Below are 13588 nucleotides of genomic sequence, written 5' to 3'. Positions count from 1 at the left end.
GCCATGCCGGCCGCGCCGCTGATCGCCTCTACCCGGATGTATGACGTCGCGCCGGCGGCACGCGCCGCCTGGCACGCGCTGCTGCGCGAGGCGCACCGGCGCGCCGGCCTGCAGATCGCGTTCGTCGAGCATGGCTGGCCCACGCCGATCGGCGAGCTGTGGACGCGGCCCGGGCTATGCGGCGCCTTTATGTGCGGCTGGCCTTACGCGCAGGCGCGACGGGCCGGGCAAGCCTACACCCCCGTTGCCGCGGTGGCGCCCGACTGGCCCGCCTACGGCGGCCAGGCCCGCTATCGCAGCGAGTTCCTGGTGCGCGGCGATGCGGGATGGACGCGCCTGGAGGACGCTTTGGGCAGCCGCTACGGCTGGATGGTGCGCGACTCGCAATCGGGATGGAATGCCCCCCGCCGGATGCTGGCATTGCTGGCGCGCGAACGCGGCGGATCGCTCTTCCGGGAAAGCAAGGGCCCCTACGGCAACCCGCGCGGCCTGTTGCAGGCATTGCGGGAGAACGACATCGATATCACCGCGGTGGACGGCTGGTACCTGGATCTGCTGCGCGCCCACGATCCCTCCGTCCTGCAGGGACTATGCACGGTCGCCTGCACGCCATGGACGCCGAATCCGCTGCTGGTCAGCGGTCCCCACGTCGATGCCGACGTGTCCGCGGGGCTGTCGGGCGCCCTGCTCGCGATGCACCAGGATACGTCGGGCGCACGGCTGCTGCATGACGCGCACGTTGCCCGCTTCCTGCCCGTGGACCCGCGCGGCTATGACGTCCTGCTGGATGACGGCGAAGCCGGCCATTACCCGGAAATCGCGTAGACGCGCCGGAGCGCCCTCCGCCAGGCAACGACGATGATCCAGATCACAACCGCGTGAAAAAATGGCCGCCCTGGATCGGGCGGCCATACCTTCGCGTAGGAGTCAAAGCTGTCACCCGGTTCGCTCGCCCGAGCCAACGGGATACGCTTCTTCTTGGTATCGGCGTTATCCGTGGATAACGTTGCGGTAGTCCCCTAGATGACGTGGAACAACCACAGCAGGATGATGACCGGGATGGGGATCCCCAACAGCCATAGCAGAATGCCGCGCATGGCGCTCTCCTTTCTCGGTTGCCCGCTACGTATGGCGGGCTTCGGGCTACCCTCAAGCAAGGGGCGTGCCCGGCGCGGAGAACATCGGCCTTATAGTGGGCGGATCGCCAGGTCCCCGCGGTAGACCGTGTTCGCCAGGGTCTCGGCGTGCGCGCGGTGCGGGTCCGGCTCGGGCGTCAGGTTCAGCGACAGCGTATGCTCGGCCAACTGCTGGCAGGTCATGAAGCGCACGTCGCCCAGCTGCTTCAATTCCGTCAACAGGGTATGCAGCACCGCGATGCGGGCCGCCCGCGTCGAACCGAAATCGCCGCGCAGGTTCAGGGTGATGGGAATCAGCGTGCCTTCCGCGTGCATCGCCGCGATCTCGTCGCGCCAGATCGTCTGCAGGCGCGCGTGCGTGTGGCGGGCGGAATAGACCGGAGCGTCCTCCAGCGCGAATGTCGAAGGCAGCTCGGCCACTTTCTTGTCGCCCGCCAGGCCGAACACATACGGATAATCGGCATCCTGGAAGCTGGCGTCGTAGATGAACCCCAGGTCGGCCAGGTGATCCAGCGTCCTGGACGACAGCTCTCCGCCCGGCGCGCGGAAGCCCTGCGGCGCCACACCGGCGATGTCCGCCAGGATATCGCGCGACGCCTTCAGTACCTGCGTTTCCTTATCGCCCAGGGTGGCGAAGTTCTCCAGGTCCACGCCGCGCGCCGCGATCTCGTGCCCATGGGCCACCAGTTCGCGGATCAGCGCCGGATGCCGGCGCGCGTCCATGCCGGGAACGAAGAAAGTCGCCGGCACGCCGTGTTTGGCGAACAGCTCGACCATGCGCGGAAAGCCGGCACGCACGGCATAACGGCCATAGGAATAGCGGCCGAACATGCGTTCGGTGGGGACTTCCTTCAGATCGAAGGATTCCGCGTCGAAATTCACGGTCAGCAGGACGACCGCGCGGGCGCCATGGGGCCAGGTATACGTGCTCATGCGAACGACACCTCTTCGAGATTGTTGCTGTTGTCCAGGCACCATTGCGCGAACGTCCGCGACTCCATGAACTGCACGCCATCGTGCGTCTTCATGTAGGCGATCAGGTCGGACAGGGCCCTGGTGCGCGACGGCGTACCGGAGCCCCAGCCCGCGCGCGGATGCAGCGACATGACGAAGAACCGGTCATTGCGGTAGATGGCGTCGAATTCCGACTTCCATTGCGCCAGCACTTCCGACGGCGGCGTGTAGCTGAATTTGTAGAACGGGAAGTCGTCCAGGCTGTAGGTGTTGTTGGGCAACTCCACGATGACGTCATCCTGGCCCTTGCCGAAACGCAGGCGGTAGGGCCGGTCGTAGTCCTTGTCGCTGGAGTCGTAGATGTAGCCCAGCGACTTCAGCACCTTCATCGTTTTGTCGCTCTTGCGTCCCGAAGGCGAACGCCAGCCAAGAACGGGTTTCTTGATGATGTCGCGCAGGATGCCGTCCGTCTTGCGCAACAGGGCTTCTTCTTCCTCGGTCTTCAGCTCCCAGGCCTCGTGCAGGTAGCCGTGCGCGGCGACCTCGAAGCCGTTGCGATCGATATCCTCGATCGTCGTGGGATGACGCTCGGCGTCATAGCCCGGGACGAAGAACGTGCCCTTGATGTTATGGCGGTCCAGCATCTCCATATGCCGCGGCACGCCGCAGCGGGCGGAGTAATTGCCCCAGGAGTGCTTGCCCAGCGGGGCGATGCCGCGCCCAACTTCGTGGCTGGGGCCGTCGAAGTCGATGCCGATCAGCACGACGCAGCGCATCGCTTCCGGAAATGTCGTTTGCCTCATCCTTGATCCTCGATGATCGGTTGTCGATTGCAGCGGTGATCCGGACCGGCCATTGCCGTGGCGATCGCCGGCCCGGTCCATGGCAATCAATCCAGCTTGATGTGCGATTCGCGCACCACCGTGCCCCACTTCTGGCGTTCGCCATCCAGGAACCTGGAGAACTCCGCGGGCGGCATGTGGGCGATATCGAAAGAACGGGCGCGCATGGTGGCCTGGAAATCCGGCGATGCGTAGACCTTCTCGATAGCCTTGTACAGCGTATCCACCGTCGACTGCGGCATGCCCGCCGGCCCGAACAGCCCTACCCAGCCCACCGCGCTGAAACCAGGATAGCCCGACTCCGCGATGGTCGGCACCTGGGGCAGCACCGCATTGCGCTTGAGCGCCGTCGTGGCAATGGGCCGCACCTTGCCCGCCTTGATGTTGCCGATCTGCGTGCCCACCAGGTCCAGCATATAGTCCAGGCGGCCGGCCAGCAGGTCCGTCGTGGCCTGGCCCGCGCCGTTGTACGGCACACCGCTGGCCTTGATGCCGGCGTCGCGATTGAACTTCTCCACGGCCAGGTGAGCCGAGCTGCCCACGGTGGTCACGCCGTAATTGAGCTTGCCCGGATTGGCCTTGGCCGTATCCACCAGCTCTTTCAAGGTGTGGATTTTGGAAGACTCCGGCACGACCACGACATTGTCGAAAGTCGCCAGAACCGTGATCGGCGTAAAGTCCTTGACAGGGTCGTAGGGCAGCTTGGAATACAGGAACTGGTTCGCGCCGTGCGTGCCGGTCGATCCCACCAGCAAGGTATAGCCGTCCGGCTTGGCCTGTCCCACGAAGGCCGCGCCGATCCCGCCGCCCGCGCCGGGCCGGTTCTCTACCACGACCGTCTGGCCCAGTACCTTGCCGACTTCCTGCGCGACGATACGCGCCTGGATGTCCGTGCCGCCGCCCGCGGCGAAGGGGACGATCAGGCGGATCGGGTGCGAAGGATACTTATCGCCTTCCTGTGCGGACGCGGTCCCCGGTACGGCGATGGCGACGCCTGCCGCCGCGACCGCCAGGGCCGCCGCGATGCGGGCGACCTTGCCCGTGACAATGCCGCGGCGCGGCTGGGCGATTTCAAATGCTTGGTTCATGGCTCGTTCCCCTGTGATGTTCTGAAAAACTCGTTTCGTACCGTATGGCGGTTCTCGGTTCATGCCGCGTGCCGATCCTTGCTCTGTGCAAGCTCATACCTTGTAAATGTCGGATCCAGCGCCGGCAGGTTCGCCACCTCCATAACGCCCCGCGCCGGCTGCATTACCACCGTGGAAACCGTCGCGCTGCGCGTATCCCGCCCGAAATCGCCCCGCGGCGGCCGGCACACCGACCACGGCGATTGGAAATCATCCAACAGCGCCTGCTTCACCGATTCCACCGTAATACGCCCGACATCCGGCGCCAGCAGATCGCGCACGCGCTGCTCGCGATACAGCGTGCACGGCGAAAACGCGATGCCGGTGTCCTTCAGCTTGGACAAGGCCACCGGGCTGAGCCAGTGATTGGAGTGCACCAGCAGGCCGTTCTGCGGCAATACCTGGAAGGTCTCGTCCGGCGCGCACTCGAAATTGATCGCGATACCTTCGCGATGGCACACCGCCATGTTGTTCGACCCGGTCTTGGGCGTGGCGTAGACCGCATGCAGCGCCCAGGCCAGATACGGGCTTTCCAGCGCCTTGCGGCGGATCATGGGCAGCGGCACGCCGATCTGCCGGTAATCGCGGTCCGACTCCAGGTTGTTACCGGTGATCGAAATTCCCGCCGAATTGAAGCCGGAGCGGGCCAGCATGCCGGCTTCGGTAAAGGTCAGGATGTCCGGCCCGTCTTCGCGCAGGATGCGCAGCACCACGCCCGTTTCCGAGCATTCTTCCTTCCAGTCCCAGTTCTGCGCGTGGATCAGCTCCCCGTCCGCGGTCGCGTCGCGCGTCACCTTGACCGAAGTGCAACCGTCATTGGTCTCTCCCAGCAGCCGCGCACGCAGCTCCGGCTTGGCAGCCAGCTTCATCACTTCGGTGCGGGCATTCAGCAGGAAAATCTCTTCGAACCGCACGCCCGCCCCTTCGGCGATGCCTTGCATCTCCGTCAGGTAGTTCTCGTCGAACTTGCGCACCGCGGGAATATAGCTGTGGATGATCTTGTCGATCTCGGCCCGTTCCAGCTTCAGGCGGGCTGCCTGCTCGCTGTAGTGCTCGATCGAACGGGCAATGCGCGTCCTGGCCTGCTCCCCGTAGGACCTGCCGCGCTCCAGAGGCGCACCGGCGATCTCGTACAGCGGGAATGGCGTTATCGGCTGCCTGCTCATCAATTCTCTCCATCACATCCCCTGAACGCGGGGAGGAGGATGATCCTAAGCGCGCGCACCCATAACATCAAATTATTTATACGAAATCTATAATGCCATTTTTGATATGGATATCGGACCGCCGTGGAACTGGATACGCTGCGCAAGGTCAACCTGAACCTGTTGACCGTCTTCGAGTTATTGATGGAAACGCGCAGCGCCACCGAAACCGCCGCGCGGCTGCACACCACGCAACCGGGCATCAGCCGCAAGCTGGCGGAGCTGCGGCGGCTGCTCGCGGATCCGCTATTCGTCCTGGTGCGCCGGCAGTTGGTCCCTACCCCCCGCGCCCTGGATATCCGCCCCATCGTCCGCGAAGCCCTGGCGACGATCGGCGGCATCCTGGAAGACGGCGACGCCTTCGACCCCCTGAAATCCGCACGAACGTTCCGCATCGCGGCACGCCATACGATCGAATGGATGCTCGCGCCGGGGCTGCGCAGCTATTGCGACAGCCACGCGCCCATGGTGCGTTTCAGCTTCGTCAATATGCAGGGGGTGGCGCTGCCGGAAAAGCAGCTGGAGGACCACTCCATCGATATCGCGCTGGGCCGCTTCGAAGACGTCGGCGGGCGGTTTCGCACCCTGGCTTTATTCGATGACGATCGCGTGTGCCTGCTGCGGCGCGGGCATCCGGCTGCACGCACGAAACTGACGCCGGCGAACTTCTGCAAGCTGCGGTTCGTCACCACCACCGATATGTTCGGCAAGGACAACGAAGTGGACACGTGGCTGCACAAGGCTGGGTTTCAACGGCAATTCGATTTATACGTGTCCAGCATGAGCCATGTGCCGTTGATCCTGCTGCAGACCGACCTGGCCGTCACCATGCCGCGCAAACTGGCGATGTATATCGCCCAGTTCCACCCGCTGCATGTGCTTGAGTTGGGATTCAAGCTGGCGAAGTCACACTACAACATGGTGTGGCATGCACGGTGGGATGATGTGCCTTCGCACAAGTGGATGCGGGGGGCGGTGGAACAATTGATGACGGGCAGCCGGATTCACACCTAAGTGCAAGCCAAAAACGCGAGGAATTGCCGTGGCTGCATAGGCCTCGACGGCGGCGGCGCGCCGCCTATCGCAACGTGCCGCCGAGTTTTCCGCAGTCGATGGTGACGCCGTCGTCCAGCTTGTAGCTCTCACCAGAGGCGACCGGAATGGACCATGCACCGAACCCCACGCGATGGCCCGTCTGGAAATTCGACACAACGTCAGCGCCCGAACGTCGCGCTTCGTCCGCAGCCGCCTGAATCACTTTCGCCATGCCACCGTACGACTCCTTCTTGCTTTCGAGATCGCCGATTTTTTTGGCCTTCACGTCAGCGGGTAGTGCCGAGGATAGGAAGCATACGGGACCCTGGTGGCTGCTCACCTCCGGCGCATCCGGGGCCCGCGTTGTTTTACCGGTCGTGCAGCCTGCCAGCAGGACGGCGATCGTAAATGCAGTCAACGTAGTTCTGTAGTACACGCGCTTGCTCTCATTGTTATTGAAAAAAAGATTGTATTTCAAAATATTTCATATCGAGCTATCTCGCACGCGGCGTGTACCGCATCCCGACCGCCAGTTGGGTGTCCAGTAGCTGTTTCAATATGAGCTTCTTATGAAGGACGCGCGCTTCGTCGTTCTCGTCCCGGCGGTGCTGTTGTCTTGCGACGCGGTGGCGAAAGCGGTCTTCGGCATGCCAGGAATCCCACTGCCCGATAACGATGGCCAGGCTTACCGGAAGGGGTAAGCGCGTCTTGGTCGCGAGGCGCCGCGACTCGGCATCGGCTTCGTGCACCAAATGCCAGCCGCTCCAGCGCTCCAGCGGGCGGCCTTGGATATTCCATGCCAGAAAGCCATTTCGCATGTCCTCCTCCGACCACGTCCGGCCGAGGTCGCCGTGCAGAATCATGCGATGTCCGACCTGGCGTTCGAACCTGCCGGTTTCCCGCCAGTCCAGCATGGTGTCGTCGATCAGATCGATGTACGTGCCGGCCGCGCGGAGCTGCTGGAAAAGCGCGTCGTAGAAATGTTCTTCCCGATCGGGATCGTTGGGGTCCACCTGCCATAGCTCGTAATGCGGTCGAGCCGTCTCGTAGGGGCCGGTCGTTTGCCAAATGCCCATCACCATGCGTATACACAGTACCTCGGCATACGGGCCTTCGAATCGCACGAGCTTGTCCACATCCGTGATAGTGGTCCTGGGCCGCTCCTCTTCCCGTATCCAGGCGATACGCACCGGCGGGGGCGTCGGCACGCCCCAATCCATAGGGCTGCTGTCCTCGTCCACCGTATCGTCGAATAGGCTTTCGGCCGAACGCAAGGGCCCGCCAGTCGATGGGACGGCGGCCAGTCCGGCGGCGAATTCGGTTTGCGGGGCAAGGCCGGTATCACGGTGCGCCACGTCGGCGGCATCGCGCTGTGGTCCGTGGACGGCGTCGCGATGCGCGCCGTCAGTGTCGTTTGGCGGGCCATCCGAAACGGGGCGCGCGAATCGTGCATGGCTTGAGGCGGAGGTGAGCTGCATCCCTGGAACCTGTATTGGATTCGTCTCGCCAGCAATGGCGAAGAAGCGCTTTGGTAGGCCAATCGCCTTGCCGGTTCCGCGGTTGCCGACGTTATCCCGCCCGCAGCCCTCGTCCGCTCGGTCCCCGGCCGCTCCGTCACCGCCCGCTGAATCCCCGCCTGATCGCAGCTTAATCGAAGCCGTTTTCCAAGTATTCAGTGGTCTGAAGAAACCGGGCAGATCAATGGCTCGTATTCTCCAAGAGTTAGAGTCTCCGCGACACCCGGGGCGGTTCATTCGGCTGCAAGCCCATGTACTCCCCCTCCACCCAAATGAGGTACTGATAAAGCTCGTCGTGGGAGCATCCTCGGCCGAGCATTGCTGAAACATGTAAAGCATAGGCGTCATACTCATCCGCCGCTTTGGGAATGTCACTCACCCCTATGGGGTCCCATTCATGTAGCAATATTCGCTTTACATTTGTGTTCAAACGCTCTGCCGCTGTCTTCATTTCCCTGGGGCTCCTGGTATGACGGTAACAGCTTTACCGGTGGCCGTGCTTTTCACTACCTGCACATCATTCACGGGATCGTAATACCCCGATGTGCCGGGACGTGTTGGGTACGAGATCCCGCGTTCAATCGTGTTCCGTCGGAACGCACAACATCGGAATAGACCTACATATCAGCGCGAATGGCTGGAAGCTTCATCGCATTTGCGATGTGCAAATCAGATAGGGAGAACCGGCGAACGGGCGCGGCCGGCGCAGACATTCCGCGGGTATTCCTGGCTGATGCGAACTGCCGCGGTCCCTGGACAGGCACCGGATGCGCCACCCGATCGGATCCTCGCGATCCCGCCTACCCTCGGCTGCTTGATCCCGCCTACCCCCGGCCGCTTGTACCGCTCCGCCCGGCTTCATCCGGCAGCAGTGCGGCCAGCGTCTCCAGCGTATCGGCATCTTCCGGCGCCTTGTCCTGGCGCCAGCGCAGCATCCGGGGGAACCGCACGGCGATGCCGCTTTTGTGGCGGGTGCTGCGCGCGATCCCTTCGAATCCCAGCTCGAATACCTGCGTGGGCTCCAGGCTGCGTACGGGGCCGAACTTTTCGACGGTGGTTTTGCGCACGATGGCGTCGACCTGCCGGATCTCCTGGTCGGTCAGCCCGGAATAGGCCTTGGCGAACGGCACCAGCCGGCGATCGGGCGTGCCCGGCGGCGCGTCCCAGACCGCGAAGGTGTAGTCGGTGTAGAGGCTGGCGCGGCGTCCATGGCCGCGTTGGGCGTAGATCAATACCGCGTCGACGGAAAACGGATCGACTTTCCATTTCCACCAGACACCGCTCTCCTTGGTGCGCCCGACACCGTAGGCCGCATCGACGGCCTTCAGCATCATGCCCTCCACGCCCAGCGCCCGCGAGGCTTCCCGTTGGCGCGCCAGGTCCTTCCAATCCTGGCCTTGCAACAGCGGCGACAGGACCAGGGCCGGGTCCTGGACCCCGCCCGCCAGGCGCTCCAGCGCGGCGCGCCGTTCCGCCTGCGCACGGCCGCGCCAGTCCTCGCCATCCAGCTCCAGCAGGTCGTAGGCCAGCAGGACGACGGGCGCGTCGGCCAGCAGCTTGGCGCCGACCGTCTTGCGCCCCAGCCGCTGCTGCAGATGGGCGAAGGGCTGTACCCTGTCTTCGCGCCAGACGACGATTTCGCCGTCCAGGACGGTGCCCTCCGGCAACCGATTGCCCAGGCGCATCAGTTCCGGGAAGCGCTCTGTGACCAGTTCCTCGCCGCGCGACCAGATCCAGGTCTGCTCGGCGCGCCGCACCACCTGGGCGCGGATGCCGTCCCACTTCCATTCGACCTGCCAGCGGGACGGCGGCCCGAGCAGTTCGTCGAAGGACGCGGGGTCGGCGTTCAGGGGATGGGCCAGGAAGAAAGGGTAAGGCTGGCCATCCACGCGGGCCTGGCCTTCATGGGTTACCGGCTCCAGCAGCCGGGCGAAGAGATCCGCGTGGGGACGCGCGCCGATGTCGGTATAGCCGATCAAGCGCTGCGCCATCTGGCGGGTTTCCACGCCCGCGACTTCCGCCAGCGCGCGGGTCAGCAGCAGTTTGGAGACGCCGACCCGCATCGCGCCCGTCATCAGCTTGGCGCAGACGAAGCGCCCGTGCCGGTCCAGTTTGCCGAAGAGATCGGTCAAGCGATACAGGATTTCCGCGGGCGGCAGGCCGCGCAGCGGCAGCAGCCTTTCTTCCACCCATTCCGCCAGGCCGGCCGTGTCCGATACGCCAGGATCCGGCAGCAACAGCGATAGCGTTTCCGCCAGGTCGCCGACGGCCTGGTAGCTTTCCTCGAACAGCCATTCCGGGACGCCGGCCGCTTCGGTGATGAACTGGCGCAGGATCTTGGTCGGTACCAGCTGGCGCGGCTTGCCGCCCGCCAGGAAATAGGCTGCCCACGCACCATCGGCCGGCGGCGCGTCCCGGAAATAATCCCGCATGGCGGCCAGTTTGGCGTTGCTGGAGGTGGTCGCGTCCAGGCGGGTGTAGAGGTCGGCGAAGGCTTTCACGGCGTGCCCTCGGCTGCCTGGGCCCCGCCTTCGTCTTCTTCCGCGCCATACTCGGTGGTGAAGGACTCCGCGCGCAGGCCCTGCTCGTTCAGCCAGCGTACCAGCACGGCTGTGCTGCCATGGGTGACGATCACCCGTTGCGCGCCGGTCGCGGAGATGGCGCGCCCCAGTCCCGGCCAATCCGCATGGTCCGACATCACGAATCCGCGATCGACGCCGCGCCTGCGCCGCGCGCCGCGCAGGCGCATCCAACCGCTGGCGAAGGCGTCGGCATGGTCGCCGAAACGGCGCATCCAGGGCGTGCCGCGCGCCGAAGGCGGCGCCAGCACCAGGGCGCGCCGCAGCGCATCGGCATCGCCCACCGCAGTGGCGGTGACGGTCGGCGGCAGGACCACCCCCGATGCGCGATAGACGCGGTTGAGCGTTTCGACCGCCCCGTGCGTCACGATGGGCCCGATGGAGGCATCCAGGCCATGCAGGATGCGCTGCGCCTTGCCGAAGGCATAGCAATACACGACGGACGGCCGCCCCTGGGCCGCATTGGCGGCCCACCATCCATTGATGTCCGCGCGTACCGACTCCACGTCGTCCCATCTATAAATAGGTAGGCCAAAGGTGGATTCGGTAATAAAGACGTCACACGGTACGGGCTCAAATGGATCGCAGGTTCCATCCGCCTGCAGTTTGTAGTCGCCCGAAGCCACCCATACCTGCCCGCCATACTCCAGCCTTACCTGGGCCGAGCCCAGTACATGTCCCGCCGGATGCAGGCTGAGGCGCACGCCGTTGTGCACGCGTGCTTCCCCATAGGCGACGGCGTCCAGGTCGACCTCGCCCACCCGGGCGCGCAGGACGCCCGCGCCGGGGGCGGCGGCCAGGTAATGACGATGGCCGGCGCGCGCATGGTCGGAATGCGCATGGGTGATGACCGCCCGATCCACCGGCCGCCAGGGGTCGATATAGAAGTCGCCGGGCGGGCAGTACAAACCTTCGGGTCGGGCAACGATGAGATCCATGGACGGCAAGGCAGGCAGTGGAAGACGGGTTATTTGATCAAACGCAAATCGAAGTCGTCGACAGGGGTGGAAAGTGGCATAGGGATGGATGCGCATGACACGCGCCCCGGAATCGCCGCACCCAGGCCGCATGGCAGGCTAGGTCGATGCAGGCCAAAGGCGGGCCGAGCAAGCGGCAAGCCGGCGTCCGCCCCGCAGGTTACCAATCCACACATCACGGCAGGCGATCCCTGCGCAAAATGGCTGTTGACGATGGTTGCCTGGCCATCAGGCACGCCGCTTGCCAAGATAGAAACAACCGGACGACGGCCGGTTGCGGATAGCAGCAGAGCATCGCGTATAGAAATTACTTTGCGTGTCATTTCCTACGCGAGAGACCGTAGCAGACGTTACCCCGCCGCCGCCGTCCGGCCTCCCGGCTTTCCTTGCCCCCGGCGCGTCCACCTTTTTCGGACGCGCTTTCATTGGAGTAGGTATCGTGTCGCTAAAAATCCTGGCTGTTACGTCGGAAGCGTTTCCCCTGGCAAAGACCGGGGGCCTGGGTGACGCCGTCAGCGGCATGGCGCGCGCCCTTCACGAAAGCGGCACCGCCATTACGCTGATGCTGCCCGCCTATCGCGGCACCGTCGAAAAGCTGACCCAGGTGCGGGAAATCGCCCGCCTGCGGCGCCTGCCGGGCGGCGAGGCGCGCCTGCTGCACGGCCTGTGCCCTGCGCTGGGCGGCGTTCCCGTCCTGCTGCTGCAGAACGACAAGCTGTACGACCGCGACGCGCTGTACGTCGACACGGATGGCCGCGAATACCAGGACAACGCCATCCGCTTCGCCGCGCTTGCCCACGCGGCGACCCGTGTCGCCGCTGGCGCCACGCGCATCCCGCGCCCCGATATCGTGCATGCGCACGACTGGCACACCGCCTTGGTGCCATTGCTGGTGCGCGAGAAGAACATCGATGTGCGGACGGTGTTGACCGTGCACAATATGGCGTTCCAGGGCGTCTACCCCATGGAAATGGCCAGTGCCATCGGCCTGCAGCCGCAGCATCTGAACGTCGAGGGCGTCGAGTACTGGGGCAAGATCAGTTTCATGAAAGCCGGCATCCGTTATGCGGACCGCATCACCACCGTCAGCCAGACGTACGCGCGCGAAATCCTTACCGAACGCTTCGGCTGCGGCCTGGAAGGCGTGCTGGCGACACGCTTGCACGACCTGCTGGCCGTGCCCAACGGCATTGATCCGGAGGAATGGAACCCGGCGGCGGATCCGCACCTGGACGGCCATACCTTCAGCGCCGGCGATATGGCGAACAAGCCGCGCTGCAAACAACGCCTGCAGCAGCATTTCGGCCTGACCGAAAACCCGCGCGCGCCGGTGCTGGTCATGGGCAGCCGGCTGACCAGCCAGAAGATGGCCGATCTGGCCGTGCAGGCGTTGCCGCGGGTGCTGGACGACTACCCGGATTTGCAAGTGGCCGTGCTGGGCCAGGGCGACAAGGGGATCGAGGCGGCCTTGCGCCAACTGCAACGCTGCTATCCGGGCCGCTGCGCGGCCCGCATCGGCTTCGACGAGGCCACCGCCCATATGCTGCACGCGGGGGGCGACCTGCTGCTGCACGGCAGCCGTTTCGAACCCTTCGGGCTCACGCCTTTGTATGCCATGCGCTACGGCACCATCCCGATCGGTTCGCGCGTGGGCGGGATGGCCGACACGATTACCGACCCGGGCGTGCGCGCCGGGCGCGACGCCATGCGCAACGCCACGGGGGTATTGTTCGACGGCGAAACGGTGGACGCAATGGTGGGCGCTATCTGCCGGGCCATGAGCCTGTATCGCCGTCCCCAAATCTGGCAGGCCATGCGCCATCGCGCCATGACGGCGGACTTCAGCTGGGAGCGTGCCGTACCCGGCTACGACAGCCTGTATCGCTCGCTGATGCCCGGCGAGGTCCCGCAGCAGGCGGCTGCCCCCGCCCAGGCCGCGCGGCCATCCCTGCTCGATCAGATGACCGCCGCCGCGCGGCCGCTGGTCGGATCGCGAACCGGCAAGGAGCCGGCCTCCGGTGTGCTGACCGCGGGCGCGGCCTGACGCGCGCGCCCCGCGAAATGCAAGCGGCCGGCGGCTCGATCCCGCCGGCTTCTGTCGTGGGAAGGCGCGTCCCGGCGCGGCCGCCCGGGATAGCCCCCGTCGCGGTACCGGCCGGCCAGGCCGGGCCCTCCACTTGCGAGGCGGAGGCATCCTGGGCGTTTTGTGCCCCTAC

11 protein-coding genes are annotated in these 13588 nt (G+C 65.0%); 3 read left to right on the top strand and 8 right to left on the bottom strand.

Going from position 1 to position 13588, the window contains the following annotated elements; all coding sequences use genetic code 11:
* The coding region (locus ACO1P8_RS23900; RefSeq protein WP_486298331.1) for a phosphate/phosphite/phosphonate ABC transporter substrate-binding protein at positions 1–825 on the top strand (825 nt) is incomplete at its 5' end.
* 362 nt (positions 826–1187) lie between these two features.
* Here the strand turns inward: ACO1P8_RS23900 and ACO1P8_RS23895 are convergent.
* The 4 genes from ACO1P8_RS23895 to ACO1P8_RS23880 form a co-directional block, all read right to left on the bottom strand.
* Positions 1188–2069, bottom strand: a complete 882-nt coding sequence (locus tag ACO1P8_RS23895; RefSeq protein ID WP_486298330.1) for a polysaccharide deacetylase family protein — start codon at positions 2067–2069, stop codon at positions 1188–1190.
* A complete protein-coding gene (locus ACO1P8_RS23890) occupies positions 2066–2893 on the bottom strand; it encodes a polysaccharide deacetylase family protein (RefSeq protein WP_486298329.1) in 828 nt (275 codons plus the stop codon). The genes ACO1P8_RS23895 and ACO1P8_RS23890 overlap by 4 nt, the downstream gene beginning before the upstream one ends.
* 86 nt (positions 2894–2979) lie before the next feature.
* Entirely contained in the window at positions 2980–4020 is a 1041-nt protein-coding gene (locus tag ACO1P8_RS23885; RefSeq protein WP_486298328.1) for a Bug family tripartite tricarboxylate transporter substrate binding protein, read from the bottom strand.
* Positions 4021–4079: 59 nt separating this feature from the next.
* On the bottom strand, positions 4080–5225 hold the full coding sequence (locus ACO1P8_RS23880; protein WP_486298327.1) for a C45 family autoproteolytic acyltransferase/hydrolase: 1146 nt from the start codon (positions 5223–5225) through the stop codon (positions 4080–4082).
* A gap of 123 nt (positions 5226–5348) precedes the next feature.
* Here ACO1P8_RS23880 and ACO1P8_RS23875 point away from each other — a divergent pair, with 123 nt between their 5' ends.
* Positions 5349–6278 carry a LysR family transcriptional regulator gene (locus ACO1P8_RS23875; RefSeq protein WP_486298326.1) on the top strand — a complete coding sequence of 310 codons (930 nt, stop codon included), beginning with the start codon at positions 5349–5351 and terminating at the stop codon, positions 6276–6278.
* A 64-nt stretch (positions 6279–6342) separates the two neighbouring features.
* On the opposite strand, the gene ACO1P8_RS23870 is transcribed toward ACO1P8_RS23875, so the two are convergent.
* From ACO1P8_RS23870 to ACO1P8_RS23855, 4 genes are all read right to left on the bottom strand, one after another.
* Entirely contained in the window at positions 6343–6777 is a 435-nt protein-coding gene (locus ACO1P8_RS23870; protein ID WP_486298325.1) for a hypothetical protein, read from the bottom strand.
* A gap of 16 nt (positions 6778–6793) precedes the next feature.
* Positions 6794–8053, bottom strand: a complete 1260-nt coding sequence (locus ACO1P8_RS23865) for a hypothetical protein (protein WP_486298324.1) — start codon at positions 8051–8053, stop codon at positions 6794–6796.
* Between the two features lie 587 nt (positions 8054–8640).
* Positions 8641–10317: an ATP-dependent DNA ligase gene (locus ACO1P8_RS23860; RefSeq protein ID WP_486298323.1), complete on the bottom strand. Its 1677-nt coding sequence runs from the start codon at positions 10315–10317 to the stop codon at positions 8641–8643.
* Positions 10314–11342, bottom strand: a complete 1029-nt coding sequence (locus ACO1P8_RS23855; protein WP_486298322.1) for a ligase-associated DNA damage response exonuclease — start codon at positions 11340–11342, stop codon at positions 10314–10316. The genes ACO1P8_RS23860 and ACO1P8_RS23855 overlap by 4 nt, the downstream gene beginning before the upstream one ends.
* Before the next feature lie 466 nt (positions 11343–11808).
* Here ACO1P8_RS23855 and glgA point away from each other — a divergent pair, with 466 nt between their 5' ends.
* Positions 11809–13416: a glycogen synthase GlgA gene (glgA, locus tag ACO1P8_RS23850; RefSeq protein WP_486298335.1), complete on the top strand. Its 1608-nt coding sequence runs from the start codon at positions 11809–11811 to the stop codon at positions 13414–13416.
* The last annotated feature ends 172 nt before the right edge of the window (positions 13417–13588 follow it).

This window comes from Bordetella sp. (assembly GCF_057362025.1).
This window is presented reverse-complemented; position numbering and strand designations above follow the sequence as displayed.

Coding starts and splice junctions, on each gene's coding strand:
- ACO1P8_RS23885 (WP_486298328.1), bottom strand. CDS start 4,020: ATGAACCAAGCATTTGAAATCGCCCAGCCGCGCCGCGGCATTGTCACG.
- ACO1P8_RS23895 (WP_486298330.1), bottom strand. CDS start 2,069: ATGAGCACGTATACCTGGCCCCATGGCGCCCGCGCGGTCGTCCTGCTG.
- ACO1P8_RS23865 (WP_486298324.1), bottom strand. CDS start 8,053: ATGAACCGCCCCGGGTGTCGCGGAGACTCTAACTCTTGGAGAATACGA.
- ACO1P8_RS23890 (WP_486298329.1), bottom strand. CDS start 2,893: ATGAGGCAAACGACATTTCCGGAAGCGATGCGCTGCGTCGTGCTGATC.
- ACO1P8_RS23880 (WP_486298327.1), bottom strand. CDS start 5,225: ATGAGCAGGCAGCCGATAACGCCATTCCCGCTGTACGAGATCGCCGGT.